The following is a 26827-nucleotide window of genomic DNA, read 5'->3' as shown; positions in this document are numbered from 1 at the left end:
CCCGATGGCAGACTTCGACCAAGAACTCGACGCGAGCGGCCTCAACTGCCCGTTGCCGATCCTGCGCGCCAAGAAGACCCTGAACGCGATGAGTGCCGGTCAGGTACTCCATGTGGTGGCGACCGATCCGGGCTCGGTGCGCGACTTCGACGCCTTTGCCAAGCAGACCGGCAATGAGCTGATGGAATCCAAGGAGGATGGGGGCAAGTTCCACTTCCTGATCAAGAAGTCCTGACGGTTTCGACGCCGGCTGTATCGCGCGCGATGCACGCGCGCCTCGATGTGACCCACGAGGAGGACTGAATGGAAGACAAGAAGTTGGCGATCATCGCCACCAAGGGTTCGCTCGATTGGGCCTATCCGCCCTTCATCCTGGCGTCCACCGCGGCGGCACTGGGCTACGAGACCCAGATCTTCTGCACCTTCTACGGGCTGCAGCTGTTGAAAAAGGAGCCGAAGCTCGAGGTCACGCCGCTGGGCAACCCGGGGATGCCGATGCCGCTGGGCATGGACAAGTGGTTCCCGGTGCTGGGGCTGGCGCTGCCCGGTATGCAGGGCATGATGACCGCGATGATGAAGAAGAAGATGCAGAGCAAGGGCGTGGCGAGCATCGAGGAGCTGCGCGAACTCTGTCTCGAGGCCGAGGTCAAGCTGGTTGCCTGTCAGATGACCGTCGATCTCTTCGACATGGACACCGATGACTTCATCGATGGGGTCGAGTACGCGGGGGCCACGTCCTTCTTCGAGTTCGCCGGCGAAAGCGATATCTGTCTTTATATCTGACTCGGCGAACCCTTGCCGCTGTCTTCGAACGCCGCCCGCACGGGCGGCGTTTTTCGTTTCCGGCGCGGGCCGACGATCGGTCCCCGCGCCCGGCTCCTGACGCTCCTAGAAGACCTTGACCAGCTCGAGACCGAAGATGTGGGCATCCATCTCGTAGTCGCCGTCGAGGGCATCGGTACCGTTGACGCCGTGGCCGCTGTAGGCGGTGTTGCTGCGATAGTTGCGATCCTCGGCCATCACGTACATGTAGCCGGCCTCGAGCGAGAGGCCGCGGTCGAGGCTGTGCGCCACGCCGATGCTGAACAGATGACGATCGTTGTCCGGCACACGGGCGCTGAAGTGGTCGTCGCCCTGTCCGGTCTCGTCGAAGGCGTAGCCGAAGCGCAACTGGGTGTCGGGACGCAGCTGATAGGTCACGCCGAGACGGTAGGCGTTGGTGTCGGTCCAGCCGTTGGTGTCGGCGAAGATCAGATCGCCGGTGGTGCGGCCCTTGATCTCCAGGGTGTCGAACTCGGTCCAGCCGGTGCGGGTCCAGTCGAACTCGACGGCGAGCTGCGGGTTGAACTCATAGCGCACGCCGAGCTGCAGGCGCCAGGGCAGGTCGAAGTCGATCTTGGCCGCCTGGCTCTGCTCGGCTGCGCCGATCGCGACCAGGGTCTGGCTGTTGGCGACATAGTGACCGTCGAGACCGACGCTGGAGGCGGAGTGGAAGGAGGCGCCCAGGCTCCAGGGGCCCTGGACGTAGAGCGCGCTGAGGTTGAAGCCGACCCCGGCGCCGTCGCCGCTGAGCTGTCCGGCGGTGGAGTTGAGCTTGGCGCTCTTGCCCCAGTAGAGATCGAGTCCGGCCGAGACGCTGAGCGCGTCGTTGACCCGGTAGGCCACCGTCGGGGCGATCTGGATCACCTCGAGCTTGCTCGCGGTCGGCTGGCCGAGCGGAACCTCGGGGTCGAGCGGTGCCGGGACGGCGAGGGTGCGGGTGCCGCTGACCGCCGGGAAGGTGCCGTCCTCCCAGCGGGTCTCGAGCCCGAAGGGTGCACTCACCCCGAGTCCGAGGCTCCAGCGCTCGTTGATCCGTGCGGCGATCTGCATCTGCGGGGTGGCGAGCCAGTCGGCGCCCTGGCTCTCGTGCTCGCCGCTGGCGGTACGCACCGAGAAGGACGGGCTGATCAGCAGCCCGCCGACGGCGATGCTGGAGTTGTCATGGAAGGCGATCGCCGCCGGGTTGTAGGCGAAGGCGCCGGTCTCGTCGGGGTTGGCGACCATGGCGTTGGCGGTACCGAGACCGGCGATCGATGCCTCGGGCAGGGCGAAGCCGGCGGCCTGTGCCGGGGCCTGGACGGCGAATGCGCCGACGGCTGCGGTCAGGGCGACCGCATGGGGGAGCTGGCGTTGGAACATGGATATCCCTCTGTGCTTGCTGTCTCTGGATGAGGTCGAATCGACGATGATCTCTGTTGGCCGGTGACCGTGTCGGTGCCGTCTCGGGACGGTCTTCTCGACCGCGGAGCCGGTCGGGCGAAACAGCAGCGGGTTCGCGAGAACCGCCGACATGCAGCGGGCGCACGGACGGGATACGGGTTGCGCCATGTTGCCGTTCTGTTACTCCCGGGCGGCGGCGCACAACTGTATGCGAAGCGCTGACGCTAATCCACCCATGGATTGAGGGAATCAGCGGTGCGTGCGCTGCCCGAATACCAAGGGTGTACGGTGGCGCCGTTCGGGCGGAATGGCTGATCTCGGGGGTGTGGATATCAGCTCATTGTGATATAAGCATTTTTTATTCAGGCAAATCGGATCAGGCCCGGATCGAGATGGCGGATCGCAGACTCCAGGTGTTCCATACGGTTGCACGCTTGTTGAGTTTCACCAAGGCAGCCGAGGCCTTGCACATGACCCAGCCGGCGGTCACCTTTCAGGTGCGTCAGCTCGAGGAGCAGTTCGACACCCGGTTGTTCGATCGTACCCACAACCGCATCAGCCTGACCGACGCCGGGCGGGTGGTCTTCGAGGCCGCCGACCGCATCTTCGAGCTCTATGCCGAGATGGAGAATGCGGTGCGCGAGATCACCGGCGAGGTCAGCGGCACCCTCACCATCGGCGCCAGCACCACCATCGCCGAGTATCTGCTGCCCCCCTTGCTCGGCGAGTTCAAGGCGCGCTATCCCGACGTCTCCATCCAGCTCAAGGTCGCCAACACCGACACCGTGGTCTCGCTGGTCGAGACCAACGCCATCGATCTCGGTATCGTCGAGGCCCCGGTGGGCAACAAGAATCTGGTCGTCGAGTCCTGTCAGCGCGATCGCCTGGTGGCGATCATGCCCCCGGGACACCCGCTCGCCGCGCTCGAGGCGGTCCCCTTCGAGCGCCTGCTCGAACATCCGTTTATCTGTCGCGAGGAGGGTTCGGGGACGCGCAACGTGATCCGCGAGTACCTGCGCGAACAGGGCTTCTGTCTCGAGGCGCTCAAGGTGGTGCTGGAGTTGGGCAGCCCGGAGGCGGTGAAGGGTGCGGTCGAGGTCGGGATGGGGGTCTCGGTGCTCTCCAGCGCCACCATCGCCAAGGAGCTCAAGCTCGGCACCCTGGCGGCCGTTCCGCTTGACCCCCCGCTCTATCGTCCGTTCTCATTCGTGCACCAGAAACAGAAGTTCCGGCTGCGCGTGGTGGATGAGCTGTTCGACTTCGCGCGCACCTACTTCCAGGTCCACTATCAGTCCCAGGACGAATCATGACTCTGCTCCACGTCCGCCGTGCCGCGTCGAGCGAGCCGGCGCGGTGCGCGCGACGGTGCTCCGGGCGGGGCGCGCGTGTATGCTGACGCCGATCACCCCGCGCTCCGCATCCGCCACCCGGCTGCTGCGACTGTTCCGTGCGCTGCCCGCCGCCGAGCGCGAGACCCTGCTCGCCTTCGCCGAGTTCCTGGCCGATCGCGCCGCTCGCCTCGACGAGACGGCCGTCCTCGAGCCCGAACCCGCCCCCGAGCCGCGCCCCGAGGGCGAGAGCGTGGTGGCGGCGATCAAGCGGCTGTCGCGCGGCTATCCCATGCTCGATCGCGCGGCCATGCTCGAGGAGACCTCGGCGCTGATGTCCGAGCACGTGCTGCAGGGGCGCCCGGCGCCGGCGGTGATCGACGACCTGGAGGCCCTGTTCGAGCGTTACTATCAGCAACTGCGGGCCAGTGAGCCCGTGCAGGATTGAGCCCCCGACCCATGAACATCATCACCGACTGGTTCCGTCGTCATTTCTCCGACCCTCAGGTGGTGTTTCTCGCGCTGCTGCTGCTGGTGGTCTTCGCCGTGGTCTTCTTCCTCGGCGACGCGCTCGCGCCGGTGCTCGCGAGCATCGTCATCGCCTATCTGCTCGAGGGGCTCGCCGGCTATTTCGAGCGCCGCGGCATGCCGCGCCTGCCCGCCGTGCTGGTGGTCTACCTGCTGTTCATCGCCTTCGTCGCCCTGGTGCTGTTCGGGGTGATGCCGCTGGTCTCGCGCCAGATCACCGAGCTGGTCCAGCAGCTGCCCTCGATGATCGCCGAGGGCACCGACGCGCTGCTGGCGCTGCCGCAGCAGTACCCCGAGCTGGTCACCGTCGAGCAGGTCGAGGAGCTGATCGCGGCGATCCGCTCCGAGGTCATCTCCTTCGGCCAGCAGGTGCTGTCGTGGTCGCTGGCGAGCGTGGTCGGGGTGATCACGGTGATGGTCTATCTGATCCTGATGCCGCTGCTGGTGTTCTTCTTCCTCAAGGACAAGGACCTGATCCTCGACTGGTTCCGTCGTCTGCTGCCGCGTCATCGCGGCATCGCCGGGCACGTGTGGAAGGACGTCGATCGCGAGATCTCCAACTATGTGCGCGGCAAGGTGTGGGAGATCCTGGTGGTCTGGGGGGTGAGCTATGCCACCTTCTACGCCTTCGGCCTGAACTACGCGATGCTGCTCTCGCTGCTGGTGGGGCTGTCGGTGATCATCCCCTACATCGGCGCCTCGGTGGTCACCGTGCCGGTACTGCTGGTGGCCTGGTTCCAGTGGGGCTGGGGACCGTCCTTCGCCTGGCTGACGGTGGCCTATTTCATCATCCAGGCGCTCGACGGCAACGTGCTGGTGCCGCTGCTGTTCTCCGAGGTGGTCAACCTACACCCGGTGGCGATCATCGTCGCCATCCTGGTGTTCGGCGGGCTGTGGGGTTTCTGGGGGGTGTTCTTCGCCATCCCGCTGGCGACCCTGGTCAAGGCGATCCTCTCCTCCTGGCCGCGGCGCGGCGTCGAGGATGGTCCGCCGAGCCCGGCCTGAGGCCGAGAGGTCACCGGCGAGCGGCTGCGGTATACAATTGCTGACCGAAGCAACCGGCCGGCCATCGCCATGCACGCCTTCGCGCTCTCCCGCTTTCTCTTCTGGTTCGTGGTCTTCTTCCTGGTGGCGCTGTTTCTGCGCCCCTGGGTCGAGGACCTGATCTTCGCCCACTACGCCGAGCCGCGCGAGATCGAGGCGCGCGGCGAACTCGCCGCCGACGAGCGCACCACCATCGCGATCTTCGAGCGCGCCAACCCCTCGGTGGTCTATATCACCACCTCGGCACGGGTGCTCGATCTGCTCACCCGCAACGTGCTCGAGGTGCCGCGCGGCACCGGCTCGGGCTTCGTCTGGGACCGCGCCGGGCATGTGGTGACCAACTATCACGTGGTCGCCGACATCGAGGCGGCCTATGTCCGTCTCTCCAATCAGCGCACCTATGCCGCGCGGCTGGTGGGGGTCAGCCCCGAGCACGACATCGCCGTGCTGCGCATCGCCACCTCGATCGCCGGTCCGCCGCCGCTCTCGCTCGGCAGCAGTCACGACCTGCGGGTGGGGCAGAAGGTGTTCGCCATCGGCAACCCCTTCGGGCTCGACTACACCCTCACCGCCGGGGTGATCTCGGCGCTCGATCGCAGCATCCCGGGCGACGACGGGCGCACCATCGATCACCTCATCCAGACCGATGCGGCGATCAACCCCGGCAACTCCGGCGGCCCGCTGATCGACAGCGCCGGGCGTCTGATCGGCATGAACACCGCGATCTTCAGCCCCTCGGGCAGCTTCGCCGGGATCGGCTTCGCCGTCCCGGTCGACACCATCAACCGGGTGGTGCCGCGGCTCATCGCCCAGGGGCGCTATCTGCGCCCGACCCTGGGGGTGGTCACCAACCGCGCCCTCAGCGAGCGCGTCGGCGCGCTGCTCGGCACCGCCGGCGTGGTGGTGCTCAAGGTCGACCCCGGCTCGCCGGCGGCCGCCGCCGGGCTGCGCTCGGCGCTGATCTCGCGCGAGGGCGAGCTGGTCGCCGCCGATCTCATCGTCGCCGCCGCCGGGCGACGGGTGCGCTCGCTCGATGACCTGCTCGACGTGCTCGACAACTATGCCCCGGGCAATCGCATCGAACTCGAGGTGGTGCGCGGTGGCGAGCGCTTCTCGTTGCCGGTGACCCTCGGCGAGGGTCTGCCCCAGACCGGGGTCGGGTTGCCGCGAGACCTGCCGCACGCCTGATGCCGGCCGCCGCCCCCGTCATCGCTGAACGGCGCCGGGCGCTGCTCGCGCTGATCCTCGGCGCCACCCTGTGCGGGCTCTACTGGCTGCCGCTGCGGCTGGTGGCCGGCGCCGGGGTCGACGGGCCCTGGGCGGTGGCACTGTTCTACGGCGGCGCGGCGCTGGTCGGGCTGTGGTTCGCCCGCGATCAGCTGGCGGTGGCGCGGCGCGCGCCCTGGCGGCTGCTCGGCATCGGCGCGAGCGCCGCGGGCTCGGTGCTCGCCGTCAGCCTCGGGGTGCTCGAGGGCGCGGTGGCGCCGGTGCTGATCCTCTTCTATCTCGCCCCGCTGTGGACCCTGCTGCTCGGCTGGGCGCTGCTCGGCGAGCGCCCGAGGCGCCGCACCCTGGCGGCGCTGGTGGTGGCGCTGCTCGGGGTGTGGACGCTGCTCGGCGGTGCCGCGCTCGCCGGGGACGATGCCGGGCGGGGGGCCGCCCTCGGCCTGGTCGCCGGGGTCGGTTTCGCGCTGACCACGGTGCAGGTGCGCGCCGCGCGCGCACTGCCGGCGGCGGTGCGCAACCTCGCCGCCTGGGCGCTGGCGCCGCCGCTGGCGGTGGGGTTGGCGCTGGTGCTGGGGACCCCGCCGCCCTCGGCGCTCGTGCCGGTGTTGGTCGCGCTGTTGATTGGCGCGCTATGGGTGGGGCTGATGATGGCCGCGCTGCAGTACGGCATGGCGCGCCTGCCGTTGGCGCTGTCGGCGCTGGTGCTGCTGCTCGAGCTGGTGGTGGGGGTGGCGTCCGCGGCCTGGCTGGCCGGCGAGGCGCTGGGCTGGCGTGAACTGCTGGGGGGCGGGGCGATCCTGCTCGCCGGGTGGCTGGTGGCGCGCGGGCGCTGAGCGCCCGGCGCCGTGGCGCGGCTCAGAGCCCGCACATGCCGTTGCTGCAGCAGCCGCCGGCGCTGGGGCAGCAGCTCGGGGCGGTGCCGCTGCCGAGGCTGGTGCTGGTCACCAGGTTGCCGCCGGTGGCGAGACGGTGTACCGGCGCCTCGGGCGCGGTGTCGCCGGGCTCGATGCCGGCGCGCGCGCACAGCTCGCCCCAGGTCGAGAGGGTCTCGCTCATGCGGTGGCTGACTTCGATCACCCGGTCGTTGGCGTCACAACGGTAGTCGTAGGTCGGCATCGCTGCACTCCGTGTCTGGTCTGGTATATCGATGAATGCTAATGCGGGCGATTATAGGCGAGCCGCGGGGGGCGGCAAAGTCTCCGCCGCGGGTGCGCCCTGCGCCGCCGCCCACAGTCGGGCACGCAGCCCCGGGGCGGTGCTCAGCCCCATGGTCGAGCTGTGGATGGCGCCCGTGGCGTCGAGCACGAAGCTGGTCGGCACCGCGCCGACGCCCCAGCGCGCGGCGATCGCCCCGTCGGGGTCGGGGATGACCACCAGATCGAGCCCCTGGGCGTCGAGATAGGCGGCGATGTCGGCGTCGCTGCCTGATTGCATCGCCACCGTCAGTACCTGGTGGTCCTCGGCGACGGCGGCGATCGCGCCCTCGCTGACCCGGCAGATCGGGCACCAGCTCGCCCAGAAGTGCACCAGCAGCGGCGCGCCGCGATAGTCGGCGAGCGTGCGTCTCTCGCCGTCGAGGGCGATGCCCTGCAGCGGTGGCGCCTCGCCGCTCGGCAGCGGCCGGGTCTTCCACCAGTCGATCGCCTGGAGCGCGGCGACGAACAGCAGCAGGTTGAGGCCCCAGCGCCACAGCTGGCGGCGGCGTGGTTTCTTCGCGTCGGTGGGTGTGGTCATCGGCTCGGGCCGGGGCGCGTCGCGCGCCCCGGCTCATCGGGTCAGCAGGAGTGACAATAGTAGCGCGGCAGTCCGGCGATCCGGCAGGCCTGCTTGCAGCCGCCGCCGGGGAACAGCCCCTCGAGGTGCTTGCGGGTGCAGGGGACGTGGGCCGAGACCTCGCTGCCGATGCTGCGGATCACGACCTTGGGCGAGGGCGGGATCTCGTGCATCGCGTAGTAGGCGCGGAGAAATTCGATCACCTTCCAGTGGCACTCGCCGAGGGTCAGTCCTTCCTCCTCGGCCAGGGCCTCGGCGAGTTCGCGGTCCCAGTCCTCGAAGTGCACCAGGTGTCCCTTGTTGTCGAACTCCAGCGCGCGACCGGCGATCTGGGTAGCGGTCATGGCTTGGCTCCTGTGGTGGTTGGCTGCCGCCCGTTGTCGCTGATGGCTCTTCCCTGATGGACGCCTCCCCGCGGGCCAGGCTGGGGCGACCCGCGCCGGTCGCGCGGCGGGTGGCGGACCGGGACCGGTACCGACTTAGTGTAGGCGCGGGCTGGAGATGTTCCGCCCCGACGCGCGGTCGGGGCGGTGGGCGGGTTCAGACGGCGGTCTGCTGCGTCTTGAAGCGCCGGCGCATGGCATGGAGGGTGGGCTCGGTGTAGCCGCTGGGCGCCTCGCGTCCGGCGAAGATCAGCTCGCAGGCGGCGGTGAAGGCGACGCCGTCGAAACCGGGCGCCATCGGCCGGTAGTCGGGATCGGCGGCGTTCTGGGCATCGACCACCGCGGCCATGCGTTCAAGCGCGGCGCGCACCTGGGCCCGATCGACCACCCCGTGATGCAGCCAGTTGGCCAGGTGCTGGCTGGAGATGCGCAGGGTGGCGCGGTCCTCCATCAGTCCGACGTCGGTGATGTCCGGCACCTTGGAGCAGCCGACGCCCTGGTCGATCCAGCGCACCACATAGCCGAGGATGCCCTGGCAGTTGTTGTCGAGCTCCTGCTGGATCTGCTCCGGGGTCCAGCCGGCGGGGTCGCCGAGCGGGATCTCGAGGAGCTGTTCGAGCCGGGCGCGCGGGCCGTTGGCGGCAAGCTCGGCCTGCACCGCGGCGACGTCGATCTGGTGATAGTGCAGCGCGTGCAGGGTGGCGGCGGTGGGCGAGGGCACCCAGGCGCAGTTGGCGCCGGCGGCGGGGTGGGCCTGCTTGGTCTCGAGCATGGCGCGCATCTCGTCGGGCATGGTCCACATGCCCTTGCCGATCTGGGCGCGTCCGCGCAGCCCGCAGGCCAGCCCGACGTCGACGTTCCAGTCCTCGTAGGCGCGCAGCCACTCGGCCTGCTTCATCTCCGCCTTGCGCAGCACCGGCCCGGCCTCCATGTCGGTGTGGATCTCGTCGCCGGTGCGGTCGAGGAAGCCGGTGTTGATGAAGATCACCCGCTCGCGCGCGGCGCCGATGCATGCCTTGAGGTTGAGCGTGGTGCGCCGCTCCTCGTCCATGATGCCGATCTTGAGGGTGTTGCGCGCCAGCCCCAGGGCGTCCTCGATGCGGGCGAACAGCTCGACGGCGAAGGCGACCTCCTCGGGGCCGTGCATCTTCGGCTTGACGATATAGAGGCTGCCGGCGCGCGAGTTGCGGTGCCGGCCGTGCTCGGGGTGGATGTCGTGGAGCGCGCACAGCGCGGTCACCATGCCGTCGAGCATGCCCTCGGGCACCGGCTCGCCGGCGGCGTCGAGCACCGCGTCGGTGGTCATCAGGTGGCCGACGTTGCGCACCAGCATCAGCGCCCGCCCGGGCAGGGTCAGTGCGGCGCCGTCGGGGCGGGTGTAGTGACGGTCCTCGGCGAGACTGCGCTCGAGGCTGCGTCCGCCCTTGTCGAAGCGTGCCGTGAGCGTTCCCTTCATCAGCCCCAGCCAGTTGCGATAGACCCCGACCTTGTCCTCGGTGTCGACCGCGGCGACCGAGTCCTCGCAGTCCTGGATGGTGGTCAGCGCCGACTCCAGCAGGACGTCAGCGAGCCCCGACTTGCTCTCGCGCCCGACCCCGCGCTCGGGGTCGATCACCAGCTCGATGTGGAGTCCGTGGTTGACCAGCAGGATCGCCTCGGGCTGATCGGGGTCGCCGCGATAGCCGGCGAACTGGGCGGGGTCGCGCGGCATCGTCTGGCTGTTGTCGGGGAGGTCGACGAGCAGCGTGCCGTCGAGCACCCGATAGCCGCAGGCGTCGCTGTGCGAGCCGCGGTTGAGCGGCACGGCCTGATCGAGCAGCTCGGCGGCGCGCGCCACCACCGCCGCGCCGCGCTTGGGGTTGTACTCGGCGCCGCGCGCGCAGCCGTCGTCCTCGGCGATGGCGTCGGTGCCGTAGAGCGCATCGTAGAGGCTGCCCCAGCGGGCGTTGGCGGCGTTGAGCGCATAGCGGGCGTTGCTCACCGGGACGACCAGCTGGGGGCCGGCGAGCGCGGCGATCTCGGGGTCGACGTCGCGGGTCTCGACCTGGACGTCTGGCCCCTCGGGCTGGAGATAGCCGATCTCGGTGAGAAATGCCTGGTAGGCCGCGGCGTCGTGCGGCTGGCCGCGACGGGCGCGATGCCAGTCGTCGATCTGGCGTTGCAGCCGGTCGCGGGTGGCGAGCAGCGCGCGGTTGCGCGGCGTCAGGTCGCCGACCAGCTCGGCGAAGGCGTGCCAGAAGGCCTCGGGGTCGATCCCGGTGCCGGGCGCGATCTCGTCGCGGACCAGCGCGTACAGGGGCGTGGCGATGCGCAGACCGCCGATCTCGATGCGTTCGTTCATCCTAGCTACCTCTCCCTCCCTCGTGCGACGAGGGGCGATTCGATGATCCTCGGTGTCGCCGTCGGGCCGACCGGGGCGCACGCTCGCGGCACGCCGCACGCCCGGGACGGGCACGCATGGCCTGTCCGACCCAGGGTCAGCAGTAGATCAGGTCGCTTTTCGCAGGTGCAACAATCCAGTGATTGATTCTTTCAAGCTTGAGGATTCGCAATGACAATGCAATGGTGTCGGACGGGCGGGGCGGGGCAAGTCGCCCCGGGCGCGCGGCCCGGGGACGGGGGCGGACTCAGCAGTCGATGATCATCTCGTTGAGACCCTGGCCCGGCGGCACCATGGGCACCACGTTCTCGGCCTTGTCGATCCACACGTCGACCACCACCGGGCCGGGCTCGGCGAGGGCCTCGGCGATGCCCGGGAGCAGCTCGTCGACATGCTGGATGCGGATCGTCTTCAACCCCGGGTAGACGTGCTTGAGCCCGCTGAGATCGGGGATCTGGCGGCGGCAGGTCTGGTCGAGCTCGGTGCAGTCGGGCGGACAGTCGATGTTGCGCGCCAGACAGGTCTCGTAGTGCAGACCGCCGTCCATCATGTCCTCCCACTGACGCACCATGCCGAGGAAGCTGTTGTTGAGCACGAACATCTTCAGCGGGATGCGGTTGGCGACCACGGTGCCGAGCTCCTGGATGTTCATCTGGAAACTGCCGTCGCCGTCGATCAGCACCGCCGGGTGCTCGGGGTCGGCGTACCAGGCGCCGATCGCCGCCGGCAGGCCGAAGCCCATGGTGCCGAGACCGCCGGAGCTGATCCACTGACGCGGACGGCGGAAGCGGTAGTACTGCGCCGCCCACATCTGGTGCTGACCGACGCCGGTGGAGACGGTGGCCAGGCCCTCGGTGAGCTCGGAGATCACCTCGATGGCCGCCTGCGGCTTGATGTAGTCGCCCTCGCCGTAGGACTTGGGCATCTGCTCGCGCCATGCGCTGACCTGCGCGAGCCACTCGGCGTGGCGGGCCGAGCGGTTGGTGGCGAGCGCGTGGTCGAGGAAGACGTCGAGCGGCGCGACCAGGTTGAGATGACTGGAGATGGTCTTGTCGATCTCCGAGGGGTCGATGTCGATATGGGCGATGCGCTTGCCGGCGGCGAAGCCCTTGACCGCGACACGGTCATCGAAGCGACCGCCGAGGCTGAGGATGAAGTCGGCCTCGCGCAGTGCATAATTGGCCGGGATGGTACCGTGCATCCCCGGCATGCCGAGGTTGTGCGGCATCTCGAAGGGCAGGGCGCCGAGGGCGTTGAAGGTGGTGGTCACCGGCACCTCGAAGCGCTCGGCCAGCTGCGCCAGCCGGGCGGCGGCATCGGCGTGGATCACCCCGCCGCCGGCCTTGATCACCGGGCGCTCGGCGCTGGCCAGCGCCTCGAGGATGGCATCGGCCCGCGCGGTGTCGAAGGCCGGCTGCTCGCGGTGACGGATCCGCGGCGGGTTGATGCTGGTGCGCTCGGTGAGCTGGACGTCCTTGCACAGATCGATCACCACCGGGCCGGGGCGGCCATGGGTGGCCAGTTCATAGGCCTCGCGCAACACCCATTCGAGATCCCCGACATCCTTGATCAGATAGTTGTGCTTGGAGATCGGTCGGGTCATGCCGACGGTGTCGACCTCCTGGAAGGCGTCGGAGCCGATCGCCGCGCTCGGCACCTGACCGGTGATGAACAGGGTCGGCAGCGAGTCCTTGTAGGCGTCGGCGATCGGCGTGGCGAGATTGGTCGCGCCCGGGCCGGAGGTGACGATGCAGACACCCACCCGACCGCTGGCGCGGGCATAGCCCTCGGCGGCATGCCCGGCGCCGCCCTCCTGGCGACAGAGGACGAACTGCGGCGTCGCCTGGCCGGCGCGCATGCGTCGGTTGAGTTCGACGTGCAGCGGGATGATGGCACCGCCGGTGTGCCCGAACAGGTGCTCGACCCCGAGATCGGCGAGCACGTCGAAGAAGATGGAGGCACCTGTCTGGGATGGGTTCGTCATGGCGGCGTCTGCTCGAAGGTCTTGATCGTGGGAAACCTTACATAATAACGCTTCCGTCCACGAAGGGTAGAGGGCGGCCGGCGACCTGCGGGATTGATCCGCGAGGTCGCGGAACGCGCGGAGGGCTTTTTTCGATATCCTGGCGCCAGCTCCCCGCTGGTCGCTGGCTGTTGCTCCAGCGTCGTAGACTGGGATGCGTGACCGCGCGACCAGACTCCCGCTCGGCCTCAAGTCGTGCTCTGTCACTCGCTTCGCCCGGTACGGCCCGGACCGCCGTACCCCCGAGGGGGGGGTGCGGTCAGGGGCCGCCACGACGGGAGAGAGACCGCTGGCGGGGCTTTGAGCGTCGAGCCCTTTGTGTCGCTGGCGGCTTCGCGGTTCAATCCCCGGTGCCGGCGGCCTGGTCGTCGGACACATTCACCCGAAGAGATAGCGCCGATCACGATGGAGGTAAGCGAGAGAGGCCGCCTGCGGGCGGGAGCTATCCCCCTGGTCTGTCGGACCGGGTTCTCGCGACGAGAGTGATGAAACAGCTGTTGAATCTGTTCGACCGTCTGCGCCGGCTCGACTGGGAGCGGTTGCTGGTGCGCACGGTGCTGGTGGCGACCCTGCTCGGGGGCGTCTACGTCTATCTGGTGGACTTCCATCCCGAGTGGTGGACGCAGGCGAAGCGTGAGGCACCGTCGCTGGCGCCGATCGGCCGTGTGGTGCATGCCCCGGAGGTCGTGCCGGCGGTAGAGACGCAGTCTGCCAGCGAGACGCCGGACGTCGATGCCGAGCCGGAAGCCTCGGCGCTGGTCGATGAGATCGAGCCGGCGCAGAGCGAGGAGACGGGTCGCGCCGCCGCTGTGGAGGTCGCCGCGCCCGACCCCGACGCCGAGACGCGCGATGACGACGGTGAGACGCTCGAGACGCTGACGGTGAAGACGGAGGCCGTCGAACCTGCGACCAGCGTCGACACGAGCACCGATCAGGCCGATACCTCCGGGGCGGCGGCGGATGGGGCCGTTGCCCTCGAGCCGACCGAGGACGCCGTCCCCGCCGCGCCCCCGGTCGCGCCGCAGACGCCCTGGTATCCGCCGCAGGGTTACTACCCGCCGCGTCATCCAGCCGCGCCCTATCCACCGCATGGCGGGATGCCGGCGCCCTATCCGCCGCACCACCCGGCCCAGCACCCCCACCCGGGGGGCTGGGGGTATTGAGCCGATTCGCGTCGGTGTGTCGCCCGGCTCAGAGCTGGGCGCGTGCGCGCTGGTTGGTGAGCCAGTAGAAGTGGAACGGCGGGATCACCATGCGGTTGTTGAACAGCGCCGGTGACTCGCCGGTGATCAGGTCCTCGATCTGGCCCTGGCGGAACAGCCCGCGCTGATTGAGCACGTCGAGGTCGAGGAACTGCGGGTTGGCGTCGAAGTTGGCCGCCACCACCACCGCGCCGCTCTGCAGCGTCGGGTGGGCGCGCAGGAAGACGAACAGGTGCGGGTTGGCGACCTCGATCAGCTCGCGGTTGTTGAAATCGGCGAACGCCGGGGTGTGCTTGCGTACCTCGATCAGCTGTCTCAGCCCGTCGAAGATGCGTTGCTCGACCGTCCCCGGCTGATGGCGGCGCTCGGCGCGTCCCCAGTCGATGCGCGGGCGATGGATCCAGCGGCTGTCGCCGGCCTTGGTGGCGTCCTCGAGGAAGGAGTTGTCGTTGAGGGTGCCGAGCTCGTCGCCGTACCAGATCAGCGGGATGCCGCCGAAGGAGAGGATCATCGCGTGCAGGGTGAGGATCAGGTCGACGGCCTGGTCGATGGCCTGCTGATCGCCGCTCTCGAGCGCGGCCTCCAGCCCGGCGAGCGAGGCCAGCGCCCCGGAGATGCGCGCATCCCCGGTCTTGGGGTTGACGCCGAAGGGGCGTCCGCGCCCCGGCGAGCCTTCGTAGACCCCGGTGAACCAGTCGATGAGGAAGCGCCGGTGGTGATAGGGGTCGTAGTCGCTGGCGCGGATGTCGGCGTCGTCGAAGCCGAGCCCGATGTCGTCGTGACAGCGCACATAGTTCAGCCAGGTGGCGCGGTCGAGCTTGTGCGGCAGGCTCTGGATGCCCTGGTTGAGCAGCTTGGCGTTCTTGGTCGCCACCGCGTCCCACAGCAGTGCCATGAAGGTCGCGTTGTAGGCGATCTCGCACTCCTTGGCGATCACCGCGTCCTCGCCGAAGTACTTGATGATCTCCGAGGGCGAGACGATCGCCTCGGCGATGAACAGCGGCCCCGGCGCGACCACCTGACAGCAGTCCTTCATCAGTTGCAGGATCAGGTGCGCCTCGTGCTCGTTCTGCGAGGTGGTGCCGATCTTCTTCCACAGGAAGGCCACGGCGTCGAGGCGGATGATATCGGCGCCCTGGTTGATCCAGAACAGGATGATGTCGAGCATCTCGATGAACACCGCCGGGTTGGCGTAGTTCAGATCCCACTGGTAGTTGTTGAAGACGGTCATCACCCAGCGCTGCATCTCGGCGTCCCAGGTGAAGTTCCCCGGCGCGGTCTCGGGGAAGATCTCCGGCATGGTCGCCTCGAACATGTCGGGCACGTCGCGGTTGGGGAAGGTGTAGTAGAAGTCCTGGAAGGCGCGCTCGCCGGCGCGCGCGCGTCGCGCCCAGTCGTGCTCGTCGGAGGTGTGGTTGACCACCACGTCGAGGGTCAGCAGCATGCCGCGCTCGCGCATCCGCGCGCCGAGCGCGCGCACGTCCTCGACCGTGCCCATGCGCGGGTCGATGTCGCGGAAGTCGCTCACCGCGTAGCCGCCGTCGCTCGCCCCCTGCGGACAGCGCAGGATCGGCATCACGTGCACCATGTTGACCCCGAGTTCCTGCAGATAGGGCAGGCGCTCGATCAGTCCCGGCAGGTTGCCGGCGAAGCCGTCGGCATAGAGCGCCATCCCCACCCACTGTTGGTCGAGAAACCAGTTGTGGTCGGCCTCGCGCGCCATGTCGAGTTCCTTGAGCGGCGCCGGGCGCTCGATATAGGCGCGCGCCAGTCGCTCGGTGAGCCGGACCGTCTGCTCCTTGAAGTCCTGACGGTGCCCGTAGAGGTGCCCGAACAGCGAGTGAATGGCGTAGAAGTTCGCCCCCAGGCGGGTATAAAAGTGCCGGAGGTCCTCACGTCTGAGCTGATGACTGAAGGCATCGAGGATGTCGTTCAGCAGGGCGTGTGAAACCTGTTCGTACATGCATGCTCCAGATGGACGGGGGCGTGTCCGCCCGGGTCTCGGCGACCGGGCGGGCGGCTGGCGCTCGGGTCAGGTGGTTAGTCCCCAGCGCTCGATGAACGGCTGGTAGAGCTCCGGCTCGGCGGCGGTGGCGCCGCGCTGGGCGACGATACGCGAGGCGAAGGCCTGGGCGCGCTCGAGGGTGGCCTGCAGCGGCCAGTCCTGGAGCAGTCCGAGGATGGTCACTGCGGCGAAGGCATCGCCCGCGCCGACGGTGTCGATGACCTCCTGCGCCGGCTGCGGGGCGACGTGGACCGGTGCCGTGTCGACCCCGAGTCCGAGCGCCCCGTCGCCGCCGAGTGTGACCAGCAGTCCACTGAGCCGGTGACGCTCGAGAAAGGCGCGGGCGCGGCTGGCCAGCGGGGTGTCGGCATCGGTGTCGGCGTCGTCGAGCAGCACCAGCTCGTCGTGGTTGAGCTTGGCCCAGTCGGCCGCGCCGATCAGCGCCAGGGTCTGTTCGCGCGACCACCAGGGATCGCGCAGATTGACGTCGACGAAGACCTGATCGACCCCGGCGCTGCGGACCCCCTCCAGCGCCGCGCGGGCGTCGGCGTGACGCAGCGCCAGGGTGCCGTGATAGAGCAGGCCGCAGGGGGCTGGCTCGGAGGCCGCGCGCACGTGGTCGTAGGCGCAGTCGGCGACGATGTCGTAGCTCGGCTCGCCGCGCTCGAGGCTGACCTCGACCCGCCCGGTGGGGTGTGCGGGGGCGGTCTGCAGTGCGCCGGTGTCCATCCCCCAGTCGGCCATGGCGGCGCGCACCCGCGCGCCCTCGGCGTCGGCGCCGACGGCACTGACGAAGCGCGGGTCGGCGCCGAAGGCCTGGAGGTGCCAGGCGACGTTGAAGGGGGCGCCGCCGAGGACCTGACGACCGTCTGGGAAGTGGTCGAACAGGACCTCGCCGAAGATACAGAGTGGCGATGTGTGCACGATAGCGGGCTCCTCGCTGGAGGGTTCGTTCACAGGGCCGGCGGTCCGGCGGGTGTCTCCGGGGCCGCGAGCAGTCGTTCGGCCAGCTCGGGGTGGAAGTGCGCCACCCCCTCGAGGATTCCGGCCGCATAATGGCCGTTCAATCCCTGCCAGCCGCCGCGTGCGCAATACAGCCGCGTCGGGTCGGCGCAGCCCTGCCGCGCCTCGGCGCGCACCTCGGGGTGGGCGTTGGCCACCAGCACCGCCGGGATCGCGCTGATCAGCACCTCGAGGTCGTTGCCGCTGTCGCCGGCGAACACCGTGGTCGCGACGTCGCGGCCGAGTCGCTGCATCAGGAACTCGACGGCATGGTACTTGGTCGCGTTGGCCGGTAACAGGTCGAGCAGTCCGCAACCGGCCGCCTCGTCGACGCTCCACACCAGGCTGGCGCGGATGTCGCGCGCCTCGAGCCGCTCGCGCATCCGTGCGCGCAGCGCCGCGACATCGAGGCGCGCCGGGGTGAAGTAGCTCAGCTTGAACGGGCCTTGGCGGTCGTCGGGTTGCGGGCTGAGTTCGGCGATATCGGCGAACAACGGTCGCAGCGTCGCGGCGTGTGCGCCGCCCCAGTCGGCGCCGATCTGACGCTGCCACTCGACGATCGGTTGCCAGTCCTCGCCGTCGAGGCCATGGATGCTGGTGCCGACGTCACCGACCACATAGTCCGGCATCGGCAGATCGTAGTCGGCGATCGCCGCTTCGACCAGTGCGCGATGGCGTCCGCTGACATAGGCGAGGGTGACCTCGGGCAGCGCCGCCAGCCGGCGGAACCAGGGGCGGGCGGCGGGCGACTCGGGTTCGGCGCCGTTGGGGATCAGGGTGCGGTCGAGATCGGTGCACAGCAGCAACGGGCTGCTCATCGTGTCCTCCATGGGAGACGTCGAGTGGCCGGTGGGTCTGCGGCCATTGGCTGAGGGGCGTCACCGCCTCGGTGCGGTGACGCCGGGACGGTGGGGTCAGCTCGGCTCGGGTGTCCCCATCGGTTCCTCGGGGATGGCGCAGGCGCCGAAGAAGTCGTAGTGCTCGACCGCTTCGATGATGCCGAGGGCGTGGGCCTGCTCGGCGAAATAGATGTTGTCCATCTCCTCGAGTTGGGAGAGCTCCTCGTGATGGCGGTTGGCGACCACCACCGCCAGGGTGTTGCCGCGCATCATGTCCTCGTCGGCCCCGGAGCCGCCGGCCACCAGTACGTGCTCCAGCGGGATGCCGAAGCGGTGGGCGACATAGCGCAGCGCCTGTCCCTTGCTGGCGCGGGTCGGGATGATGTCGAGGAACTGGCCGAAGGCGTGGACCACGTTGACGGTCAGCTCCTGGGTGCGCAGCAGGGTGGCGATCTCCTCGACCGAGGGCGCGATCGTGGGGTCGTAGTGGAAGGAGATCTTGAACCGGCTCTGCTCGCCGCGCGCCTGCGGGATCAGCCCGGGGATGTCGGCAAGCGCGCGGCGCACCGCCCTGGGCTTCCACTGGTGGTCGACGTGCTCCTGCCAGTAGGCGTCGGGGACCAGTCGGGCGCTGTAGTGGATCTCGGTGCCGAGGCTGGTGATGAGCACGTCGGGGATCGGCAGGCCGTGGCGCTTGAGCTCGGTGAGCAGCGAGTCGAGCCGGCGCCCGGTGGCGATGCCGAAGTTGGTGCAGCGACGGTTGGCGCGCATCATCGCGGCGAAGCGCTCCACCCCCTCGGGGTTGCCGAGCAGGCTCTGGTCGAGATCGGTGAACAGCGCGCGGTCGCGATAGATCATGCTACGGCGCATCGGCGGGGTGTCGGGCAGCGGCTCGCGCTGTTCGGCGAGCGGCTCGATGCGCTGCCGGTAGGCGGCGGCATGGGCCTGCCAGGAATAGTGTTCGCGTACCCCGGCCAGACCCTTGCGCGAGTAATCCTGCCAGGTCTTGCGATCCCCGAGGATCTTCAACAGGGCGTCGGCGATCGCCTCGCGATCGAGCGGGTCGACGAGGATGCCGTTGTTGCAGTTGCCGATGATGTCGACCGGTCCGCCGTTCTCGGTGGCCACCAGCGGCAGCCCGGTGGCGGCGGCCTCGAGCAGCGTCAGACCGAAGGGTTCGGTGAGCGCCGGGTTGATGAAGACGCCGCCGGAGCGCGCCACCATGCGGTAGATCTCGGGCACCTGATCCGGGGTGTGATGCTTGGGGATGGCGACCTTGCCGAAGAGGTCGTAGGCATCGACGGTGATCAGCAGGTCGGTGAGCACGGTGCGCGCACCCTCGTCGAGCTCGCGGATGTCATCGCGATTGCCCGCCACCACCAGCAGGTTGGCGCATGCCTGCAAGGCCGGCGACTCGCCGTAGGCCTCGACCAGGGCGATGATGTTCTTGCGGTGATCGGCGCGGGAGAGGGCGAGGATGAGCGGCTTGCCGGGATCGTCGAGGAAGCGCTCGATCTCGGCGGCGAAGGCGGGCTTGGGGTCTTTCGGGCCGGGCGGATGGAACTGCTTGAGATTGGTGCCGGGCGGGATGACCTCCATGCGCTCGGGCTGATAGTAGTCGTAGAGCGCGTACTGCTCCTCGATCTCGTGATGGGTGCTGGTGATCACCAGATCGGCGGTGGCGAGCACCGATTCCTCGGCATCGATGCGGCGCACCATGTTGTAACGGGCATCGATCTGCTCGCCGTCGAGACCGCTGGCGAGCAGCCGCTGGCGCTTGTCGCGCCCGAGCGAATGACCGGTGTGGACCAGCGGCGCGCCGGTCAGGTTGGCCAGTCGCACCCCGACATAGCCGGCATCGGCATAGTGACTGTGGACGATGTCCGGCCAGCGGTTGAGTTCGTGGAGATGGACGCTGAGGTTGTCGACAAAGCTGTCGAGATGGTCCCAGAGCTGTTCCTTGGGGAGGTATTCATCGGGGCCGGCCTCGATGCGCACGATCCGCACCTTGTCGTCGAGCTGCTCGATCGGCTCGGCATAATCGGGGCTGACCGCCGGGTCGCGCACCAGACGGGTCACCAGGTCGACCTGTGAGACATCGGCGCGCTCGCCCAGCGCGCGGGCGAGATCGACCACGTACTTGGTCTGACCGCCGGTGTCGGCGTCGCGCCCGAGTTCGAGGTCATGGCCGCGGATGAGACCGTGGATACTGAGTAGCAGGATATACATCGTCGTTCGGGCCCATTCGAGTTCGGTGCCGTACCCGTGGCCGTGGCTGGCGGGGCCGCGAGGCGGCCGCGGTCGTCGCGGTAGGTGGCGTCCCCCCACCCGGGTGCGGCGTATTGAGATGATGCATGGACGACGGATGGATCGGGAAAGCGCACTTGCGGTGCAAATGCGGTTTCCGGATCGCCCATGACACGTCCGCGCGCCGGGACGGGGACATGACATGAGGGGCACCCGTGTTGCGCACCCTCCGGGTGCGCGGGCGAGATCAGACGCCCGGGTCGCGGCGACCTCGGCGTCCATCATTCCGACCGTAGTGGGGCGGATGCAGAGGACGACCGCTTCCCCTAAGGTAAAGGACTCAGGGGCCGATTCCAAATCAGGCCCGGCGGGGTCGGGCCGCTCGGGTGCCGCAGATCGGGGCGCGATGCGCACGATGTCGCACCTGCCGGAGCAAGGCGTCAGGCGACTTGAGCTGCGCAATACTGGCCCCATCGTTTAGCTGTCAACCGAAGGAGCAAGATCGATGTCGGATTCACCCATCGCCGTGGTCACCGGCGCCTATCGCGGTCTCGGTCACGAGGTCTGTCGCCAACTCGCCCGCCAGGGCTACCGTGTGGTGCTCACCGCGCGGCGCGCCGATCGCGGCGAGGCCGCCGCCGAGGGGCTGCGCGCCGAGGGGCTCGACGTGCGCTTCCACGTCCTCGACGTCACCGATCTCGACTCCGTCCAGGCACTGGCCGACTACGTCCGTGACACCTTTGGTCAGCTCGATGTGCTGGTCAACAACGCCGGCATCTTCCCCGACCCGCCGCCCGGCTCGGGCGCCGAGGGCGTCTTCTCGACCGATGTCGACACCCTGCGTCGTGGTCTCGAGACCAATACGCTGGCCCCGCTGCTGCTGTGTCAGGCATTGATCCCGCTGATGCATGAGCGGGGACGCGTGGTCAATGTCTCCTCCGGGCTCGGCCAGCTCGCCGAGATGGACGGCGGCATCCCCGGCTACCGCATCTCCAAGACCGCGCTCAACGCCGTCACCCGCATCTTCGCCGCCGAGCTTGCCGAGACCGGGGTCAAGGTCAACTCGGTCTGTCCGGGCTGGGTGCGCACCGAGATGGGCGGGCCTCAGGCCGAGCGCTCGATCGAGGAGGGCGCCCGCGGCATCGTCTGGGCCGCGACCCTGCCCGATGATGGTCCGAGTGGCGGGTTCTTCAGGGATGGCAACGCCATCGACTGGTGAGGATATCGCCGCCGGGCTTTGCCCCGGCGGCTGGCGCTGCGTCCGTGGACGACTGCGGCTCGACGCAGGGTGAGAGAGCAGCCGCCACACCGCGGTGTCGCCCGGGGAGAAGGCTGAGCGGGTGCGTGCACGCTCGTCGCCATCCAGCCCGGCGCTGCGATGCGATCGCCCGGGCGTGCCGATCCGTGCATTCCTGTCTCCGCGTCGGGCGGTGCATGAACGAGCGAATACACTACAATCATTCGACGCCTCGGCGCATGAATCCGTCGTTTTCGGATGAGCGCCGAGCGTGCTCATCGCCCTGACCTCACGCCAGGGCGTTGCCCATCATCATTCAAGTGCCACTGCACGAACGCGCTGTCTCGGATCCGTGACGACAAGGCCGCCGTCAATCGCTGCCGATCATCGATGAGTTTGGGGGTGCTTATGGACAAGCTGCCTGAGTCGGTCTTGTTTTTCACCCGTACCCGGCGGGTGATGACGCCACTCTATCGCGCGTTGAGCAAAATCGAGAGCCGGCTGCTGAGATCGCAGCTGAAGCGGATCGATATCATCAAGCCCATCTATATCACTGGGCTGCCTCGGTCGGGGACGACCATCCTCCTGGAGATGCTGGCCCAACACCCCGCAGCGGCCAGTCATCGCAACTATCAATACGTACAGCCCTATCTGCCTTATTGGCTGGATCGGATCTACCCGCTGGTGCCCCTGGGTGAGGATCGCCCCTTCGAGCGCGTGCACAAGGACAAGTTGACCGTGACTCGAACGAGTCCTGATGTGGTCGAGGAAATCTTCTGGACGACCTTCTTTCCCTCCATCCATGATGAGTCAGGCTCATCGGTGCTCGATGAGAAGACCCGTCATCTGGACTTCGAACGCTTCTATCGCAACCACATCAAGAAGATGCTGCTGAGTCGCGGCGCCTGTCGTTATCTGACCAAGAACAACTACAACTTCAGCCGTACCGGCTATCTCTCGAAGTTGTTTCCGGACGCAAGGTTTGTTTTCGTCATCCGTGATCCTGTCCATCATGTTGCTTCCTACCTGAAGCAGGACCGTTTGTTCAATAAACTGAATGACGAGGATCCGCGTTGGCAGGATTATCTCTGTGGTCTTGGTCATCGCGAGTTCGGCCCGGCAAGGTCCATCATCAATCTTGGTGATGATGGTCTCGTCAAACAGATCTCAGAGGCGTGGCGGGCCGGGCAGGTCGTGCAGGCGTGTGCCCGTTACTGGAATGCGGTCTATCTGGACATCGATGCAAGACTCCGGGCCGACAAGGACCTCGCTGCGCGCTCGCTGGTGTTGCGCTGCGAGGATCTCTGTCGAGACTCCGCAAACCAGATCGATCGTCTGCTGGAGTGCTGCGAGCTGGATCCCGAGCCCTTCGCCAAGACCAAGGCCCGCTATATGCAACGCCTGGTCGAGCCAACCTACTATCGTCCCGACTTCAACGATTCAGAGTTGTCGATGATTGTCGAGCTGACCGGCCCCGCCGCTGAGCGCTATGGCTATGCCGGCTGATCAATATGAGGGCGTGATTGCCGGGGCAGGCCGAATAGCAGCCTGGCGCGAGTCATTCCGCGCAGATAGCGACACTCCCGCCGTGCCGCGAGCGCGGTCAGCCGCTCCGGCGCGCCGATCGCGGCGCCAAACCCCTTGAGCAGGAAACCGGCGTGCTCGACGAAACGCTCCGGCGCGATACCGAGTCGGGAGAGGATGTCGGGCAGCTCCGCCGGGATCGCCCCGCGCTTGCGTGGATGCAGGGCACGGCCGAGCGAGTCGACCAGGGTCAGATAGCCGTCGAAGGTGAAGGGGATCGTTGCGGGGACCTCGGCGGGGTTGCCGAAGGGCAGTAGCGGGGCAGGGGGCAGGCGGTCGAGGACGGTCTCCCAGAGATTGGTGCTGCGGGCCTCTGGCGAGCTGTCGGCGTGATCGGTCACGGCTGGTGAGGGCGGGTGCGTGGCTGGCGGGGTGTCAGTCTCGGATGTTGCGGTCTCCTGCGCAGCACGCGCGCGTTGCGAGCCGGGGTGGACGTTTGGCGGTGCTCGTTTTGCCGTATCGGGTGACGGCGCTACGACGAGATGCCGCCCGTTCGCCGCGCCATCATCGCCCGCACGCAAGGCGGCGATCCGTGCCGCAATCCCGGTATGCGCACTCTCCTCCGGCGTCTCCGCGATCCCCGCTCGAATCGGGTTGAGATCGACATAGGCCATCACCGCCAGCAGCGCCGTCTCGTCGAGGATCGCCTGCGAACGGAAGCGTCCCTCCCAGAACCGTCCCCGAACCCCATCCTCCCGATTCGCTGCCCGCGCGATCGACTCGTTCAACACCCGCATGAACCACGAGAGATCCGCCAGCCGCGCCCGATAGGTCGCGACCAACCCTGCGACCACCTCCAGCTCCGCCTCGGTCATCCCCGCCCGCGTCGACGGCGACAGAAACCGCTCCACCACCATCGGCCCCAGGAACAGACACCGCCAGCGCCGCAGCACCTCGGTATCCGACCACCCCGCCGCTCGATCCGCATCCACCCGCACCACCAGATGGACGTGATTGCTCATCACCGCATAGGCCGCGACATCAATCGCGAACACCCCCGCGAGCTGACGCAACCGCAACTCCACCCACCCGCGCCGATGCTCGAAGCTCCGCCCCGTCAGCCGATCGAAGCCGCAGAGATAGGCCCGGCGCACGCACCGCGTGACGACGTGATACCAAGGCGTATCGGACAAGGAGACGAGCGAGGCGCGGGGACGAGTCATGGGGCATCTCCGCTGGAGGTGTTGGGTGAAGCGTAGGAGAGCGCCTTGGGGGCGCCAACGATAAATGGGTGTCCTTTTCAGGGGCGCCAACGATAAATGGGTGTCCTTTTCAATCGTTAGATGCCGCCCGTTCGCCGCGCCATCATCGCCCGCCCGCAAGGCGGCGATCCGTGCCGCAATCCCGGTATGCGCACTCTCCTCCGGCGTCTCCGCGATCCCCGCCCGAATCGGGTTGAGATCGACATAAGCCATCACCGCCAACAGCGCCGTCTCGTCGAGGATCGCCTGCGAACGAAAACGCCCCTCCCAGAACCGTCCCCGAACCCCATCCTCCCGATTCGCCGCCCGCGCGATCGACTCGTTTAACACCCGCATGAACCACGAGAGATCCGCCAGCCGCGCCCGGTAGGTCGCAACCAACCCTGCGACCACCTCCAGCTCCGCCTCGGTCATCCCAGCCCGTGTCGACGGCGACAGAAACCGCTCCACCACCATCGGCCCCCGGAACAGACACCGCCAGCGCCGCAGCACCTCAACGATAAGTGGGTGTCCTTTTCAACCCTCGATCGCGAACACCCCGGCGAGCTGACGCAACCGCAACTCCATCCACCCGCGCCGATGCTCGAAACTCCGCCCCGTCAGCCGATCGAAGCCGCAGAGATAGGCCCGCCGCACGCAACGCGTGACGACGTGATACCAAGGCGTATCGGACAAGGAGACGAGCGCGGCGCGGGGACGAGTCATGGGGGCATCTCCGCTGGAGGTGTTGGGTGAAGCGTAGGAGAGCGCCTTGGGGGCGTCAACGATAAGTGGGTGTCCTTTTTAATCGGAGAGGGCCTCGAGAGCGTCAACAATAAATGGGTGTCCTTATTTCTTCTGTTTATCCTGCGCTAACGCTGCTAATCAGCCGCGCGCGCCTTTGGCGTCGGCTGGATTAGCCTTGTTATGTTTTGTCTTGGTTTTTCCCGTAACCGTCGTTTTCCTTTGCTAGATTATTCATGATATTAGGGATCAGCATTTCTGCGAAACCAGCAACCATGGCAACCATGAATATTCCATAGTTTGATTCGATTTCGTTAACAAATGAGAACGCGATATTTGACTTAATAGCAAAATAAGAAAACAACGACGCTGTAACAGCAATCAAGATTCTTGAGCCACCTATTAGGCTATTCATTTGCCAATTTGCATCTATGTCTATATTTAGCTTGCTGAGCCCTACAGCGATCGACAAAACTCCTCCTAATGCACCACACAACATTACTTGTGAAAAAATTGCTGATTCGCCAAATGGGTACAATATCGAAATCAGAAAAATAACTAATACTATAGAGAATGCGCTGAGTGTATACTGTAGTCGTCCTTGTATAGTTTTTAGCTTAATGATTCTATCTTCGGCATGCTTGAGCATTTCTCTTGCTTCATCAAAGCTACCAAGTATGTTGGAAACTATTGCCCTTGCTATTTGCTTGTTGATTGACTCCGACCAAGATAAGCTTTCAGGCAGCCAAGAATATATTCTTGCTAAATCCACTCCTATTTTCACATGATTAGATTTTATTTCTTCAACTTTTTCCGAATCATCATCTATGTCTATCCGTATCGCGCTATCAGTCCTATACACGACAAAATCTGGCATTTTGGCGTAAATCTTTTTTACGAAAACATCGTCGTTGTCTTTGCATCCTTGTTTGTAATCATATGGTTTAAGTTCATTTTTTTGGGAATCTGAACTCATATTCAACCTCCTCGCCTACAATCAGAAGGGCACGTTGAGAAATATAACAGTTGATTAGACGGAATCAGTAATTATTGCGCTATGCAGATTCTCTAATTTCTGGGTAGTGCCCTGACCAATAGGTTTCGATAAGATCAGAATCTCTTGCTTTAAGGATGAAGAAGATGTATCTGACATGTCCGCAGTGTCACTCCAACCATGTGACCAAAAATGGATTCAACCGGCTGAAAAAGCAGTTTACAAGTGTCAAGATTGCGGTCGCCAGTTCGTTCTCTATCCTGCCAAGGGGCCGGTTTCTCAGGAAACCCGCGAACTGATCGATCGGTTGCTGCTGGAAAAAATCTCCCTGGCCGGAATTGCTCGTGCGGTGAAGGTCTCCGAGGCTTGGCTGCAGAACTACGTGAACGAGAAGTACAAGAAGGTTCCTCGTCATGTCGCGCTAAAAAAAACACCACACCCTACGGAGTGATCCTGGAGTGCGACGAACTGTGGTCCTTTGTCGGAAAACGCCTGAACAAACAATGGATCTGGCTCGCCATGGATCGCCTGACCCGGCGTATCGTCGGGGTCCATGTTGGCGATCGTACGGAGCGCTCCGCACAGGCTCTGTGGGATTCCATCCCAGCGCAATATCAGACTTCCGCTCCCGTCTACACAGATTTCTGGAGCGCCTATGCGCGGATCATCCCGGCACACCGACATTACCCCAGTGCGAAGTCACAAGGGGAAACCAACCATATCGAACGGTTTAACGGTACACTCCGGCAGCGTATCTCCCGCTTGGTGAGAAAGTCGCTCGCATTCTCGAAAAACCAGGAAAACCATCTGGGTGCACTCTGGTACTTCATTCATCACTACAACGAAACGATGTGCGCTTGACTCACTGCGGGTGAGCCAAACACATTGAGCGATTCAAAATCCT

Annotated in this window: 22 protein-coding genes and 2 pseudogenes; 11 read left to right on the top strand and 13 right to left on the bottom strand. The window is 66.6% G+C overall.

Features of this window, described 5'->3' with window-relative positions; genetic code table 11:
• Positions 1 to 4 precede the first annotated feature (4 nt).
• Complete coding sequence (locus ACAM26_RS14855) at positions 5 to 235, top strand: sulfurtransferase TusA family protein (RefSeq protein WP_062271871.1); 231 nt, start codon at positions 5 to 7, stop codon at positions 233 to 235.
• 68 nt (positions 236 to 303) lie between these two features.
• Complete coding sequence (locus ACAM26_RS14850; protein WP_123142614.1) at positions 304 to 783, top strand: DsrE/DsrF/DrsH-like family protein; 480 nt, start codon at positions 304 to 306, stop codon at positions 781 to 783.
• Between the two features lie 105 nt (positions 784 to 888).
• Here ACAM26_RS14850 and ACAM26_RS14845 read toward each other — a convergent pair whose 3' ends face one another.
• Positions 889 to 2181: an OmpP1/FadL family transporter gene (locus ACAM26_RS14845; RefSeq protein WP_123139664.1), complete on the bottom strand. Its 1293-nt coding sequence runs from the start codon at positions 2179 to 2181 to the stop codon at positions 889 to 891.
• Between the two features lie 413 nt (positions 2182 to 2594).
• Between ACAM26_RS14845 and ACAM26_RS14840 the strand changes: the two genes are divergently transcribed.
• The 5 genes from ACAM26_RS14840 to ACAM26_RS14820 all read left to right on the top strand — a co-directional run bounded on the left by ACAM26_RS14840 (position 2595) and on the right by ACAM26_RS14820 (position 7162).
• The gene (locus ACAM26_RS14840) at positions 2595 to 3512 is read left to right on the top strand and encodes a LysR substrate-binding domain-containing protein (protein WP_123142615.1); all 918 of its coding nucleotides are present in this window, start codon (positions 2595 to 2597) and stop codon (positions 3510 to 3512) included.
• Between the two features lie 79 nt (positions 3513 to 3591).
• The gene (locus tag ACAM26_RS14835; protein WP_123139763.1) at positions 3592 to 3978 is read left to right on the top strand and encodes a hypothetical protein; all 387 of its coding nucleotides are present in this window, start codon (positions 3592 to 3594) and stop codon (positions 3976 to 3978) included.
• A gap of 11 nt (positions 3979 to 3989) precedes the next feature.
• Positions 3990 to 5063, top strand: coding sequence for an AI-2E family transporter (locus ACAM26_RS14830; protein ID WP_123139666.1), 1074 nt, complete (start codon positions 3990 to 3992; stop codon positions 5061 to 5063).
• Between the two features lie 69 nt (positions 5064 to 5132).
• A complete protein-coding gene (locus tag ACAM26_RS14825) occupies positions 5133 to 6290 on the top strand; it encodes a S1C family serine protease (RefSeq protein WP_369613987.1) in 1158 nt (385 codons plus the stop codon).
• Positions 6290 to 7162 (top strand): DMT family transporter, encoded by an 873-nt coding sequence (locus tag ACAM26_RS14820; protein ID WP_123139667.1) that lies wholly within the window; start codon positions 6290 to 6292, stop codon positions 7160 to 7162. Before ACAM26_RS14825 ends, ACAM26_RS14820 begins: the two co-directional genes overlap by 1 nt.
• 22 nt (positions 7163 to 7184) lie before the next feature.
• Here ACAM26_RS14820 and ACAM26_RS14815 read toward each other — a convergent pair whose 3' ends face one another.
• From ACAM26_RS14815 to ilvB, 5 genes are all read right to left on the bottom strand, one after another.
• Positions 7185 to 7445, bottom strand: coding sequence for a zinc ribbon domain-containing protein (locus ACAM26_RS14815; RefSeq protein ID WP_123139668.1), 261 nt, complete (start codon positions 7443 to 7445; stop codon positions 7185 to 7187).
• 51 nt (positions 7446 to 7496) lie between these two features.
• Positions 7497 to 8063, bottom strand: a complete 567-nt coding sequence (locus tag ACAM26_RS14810; RefSeq protein ID WP_123139669.1) for a protein disulfide oxidoreductase — start codon at positions 8061 to 8063, stop codon at positions 7497 to 7499.
• Positions 8064 to 8104: 41 nt separating this feature from the next.
• Positions 8105 to 8446, bottom strand: coding sequence for a TusE/DsrC/DsvC family sulfur relay protein (locus ACAM26_RS14805; protein WP_123142619.1), 342 nt, complete (start codon positions 8444 to 8446; stop codon positions 8105 to 8107).
• A gap of 196 nt (positions 8447 to 8642) precedes the next feature.
• Entirely contained in the window at positions 8643 to 10826 is a 2184-nt protein-coding gene (locus tag ACAM26_RS14800) for a malate synthase G (protein ID WP_369613986.1), read from the bottom strand.
• A 286-nt stretch (positions 10827 to 11112) separates the two neighbouring features.
• Complete coding sequence (gene ilvB, locus ACAM26_RS14795; protein WP_123142621.1) at positions 11113 to 12849, bottom strand: biosynthetic-type acetolactate synthase large subunit; 1737 nt, start codon at positions 12847 to 12849, stop codon at positions 11113 to 11115.
• Between the two features lie 524 nt (positions 12850 to 13373).
• Between ilvB and ACAM26_RS14790 the strand changes: the two genes are divergently transcribed.
• On the top strand, positions 13374 to 14051 hold the full coding sequence (locus tag ACAM26_RS14790) for a hypothetical protein (protein WP_123139673.1): 678 nt from the start codon (positions 13374 to 13376) through the stop codon (positions 14049 to 14051).
• A gap of 28 nt (positions 14052 to 14079) precedes the next feature.
• Here the strand turns inward: ACAM26_RS14790 and ACAM26_RS14785 are convergent, their stop codons facing one another.
• From ACAM26_RS14785 to ACAM26_RS14770, 4 genes are all read right to left on the bottom strand, one after another.
• Positions 14080 to 16053 carry an amylosucrase gene (locus ACAM26_RS14785; protein ID WP_123142623.1) on the bottom strand — a complete coding sequence of 658 codons (1974 nt, stop codon included), beginning with the start codon at positions 16051 to 16053 and terminating at the stop codon, positions 14080 to 14082.
• 69 nt (positions 16054 to 16122) lie between these two features.
• The gene (locus ACAM26_RS14780; protein WP_123139675.1) at positions 16123 to 17019 is read right to left on the bottom strand and encodes a PfkB family carbohydrate kinase; all 897 of its coding nucleotides are present in this window, start codon (positions 17017 to 17019) and stop codon (positions 16123 to 16125) included.
• Positions 17020 to 17048: 29 nt separating this feature from the next.
• Positions 17049 to 17915 carry an HAD-IIB family hydrolase gene (locus tag ACAM26_RS14775; protein ID WP_369613985.1) on the bottom strand — a complete coding sequence of 289 codons (867 nt, stop codon included), beginning with the start codon at positions 17913 to 17915 and terminating at the stop codon, positions 17049 to 17051.
• Between the two features lie 96 nt (positions 17916 to 18011).
• Positions 18012 to 20165, bottom strand: a complete 2154-nt coding sequence (locus tag ACAM26_RS14770) for an HAD-IIB family hydrolase (RefSeq protein ID WP_369613984.1) — start codon at positions 20163 to 20165, stop codon at positions 18012 to 18014.
• A gap of 523 nt (positions 20166 to 20688) precedes the next feature.
• On the opposite strand from ACAM26_RS14770, the gene ACAM26_RS14765 reads away from it, so the two are divergent.
• Both ACAM26_RS14765 and ACAM26_RS14760 read left to right on the top strand, forming a co-directional pair.
• On the top strand, positions 20689 to 21402 hold the full coding sequence (locus ACAM26_RS14765) for an SDR family oxidoreductase (RefSeq protein ID WP_123143449.1): 714 nt from the start codon (positions 20689 to 20691) through the stop codon (positions 21400 to 21402).
• A gap of 426 nt (positions 21403 to 21828) precedes the next feature.
• The gene (locus tag ACAM26_RS14760) at positions 21829 to 22926 is read left to right on the top strand and encodes a sulfotransferase (RefSeq protein ID WP_369613983.1); all 1098 of its coding nucleotides are present in this window, start codon (positions 21829 to 21831) and stop codon (positions 22924 to 22926) included.
• Here the strand turns inward: ACAM26_RS14760 and ACAM26_RS14755 are convergent.
• From ACAM26_RS14755 to ACAM26_RS14745, 3 genes and pseudogenes are all read right to left on the bottom strand, one after another.
• Positions 22914 to 24167 carry a transposase gene (locus ACAM26_RS14755; RefSeq protein WP_369614064.1) on the bottom strand — a complete coding sequence of 418 codons (1254 nt, stop codon included), beginning with the start codon at positions 24165 to 24167 and terminating at the stop codon, positions 22914 to 22916. The two genes, ACAM26_RS14760 and ACAM26_RS14755, sit on opposite strands and share 13 nt — an antisense overlap.
• 153 nt (positions 24168 to 24320) lie before the next feature.
• Positions 24321 to 24911, bottom strand: a pseudogene (locus tag ACAM26_RS14750) (transposase); the annotation flags it as partial.
• Between the two features lie 199 nt (positions 24912 to 25110).
• On the bottom strand, positions 25111 to 25905 hold the full coding sequence (locus tag ACAM26_RS14745; RefSeq protein ID WP_369613982.1) for a hypothetical protein: 795 nt from the start codon (positions 25903 to 25905) through the stop codon (positions 25111 to 25113).
• A 170-nt stretch (positions 25906 to 26075) separates the two neighbouring features.
• Here ACAM26_RS14745 and ACAM26_RS14740 point away from each other — a divergent pair.
• A pseudogene (locus tag ACAM26_RS14740) lies at positions 26076 to 26784 on the top strand (IS1 family transposase).
• Positions 26785 to 26827 lie beyond the last annotated feature (43 nt).

The organism is Marichromatium sp. PS1 (genome assembly GCF_041155115.1).
In the GTDB taxonomy this organism is placed as follows: domain Bacteria; phylum Pseudomonadota; class Gammaproteobacteria; order Chromatiales; family Chromatiaceae; genus Marichromatium; species Marichromatium gracile.
This window is presented reverse-complemented; position numbering and strand designations above follow the sequence as displayed.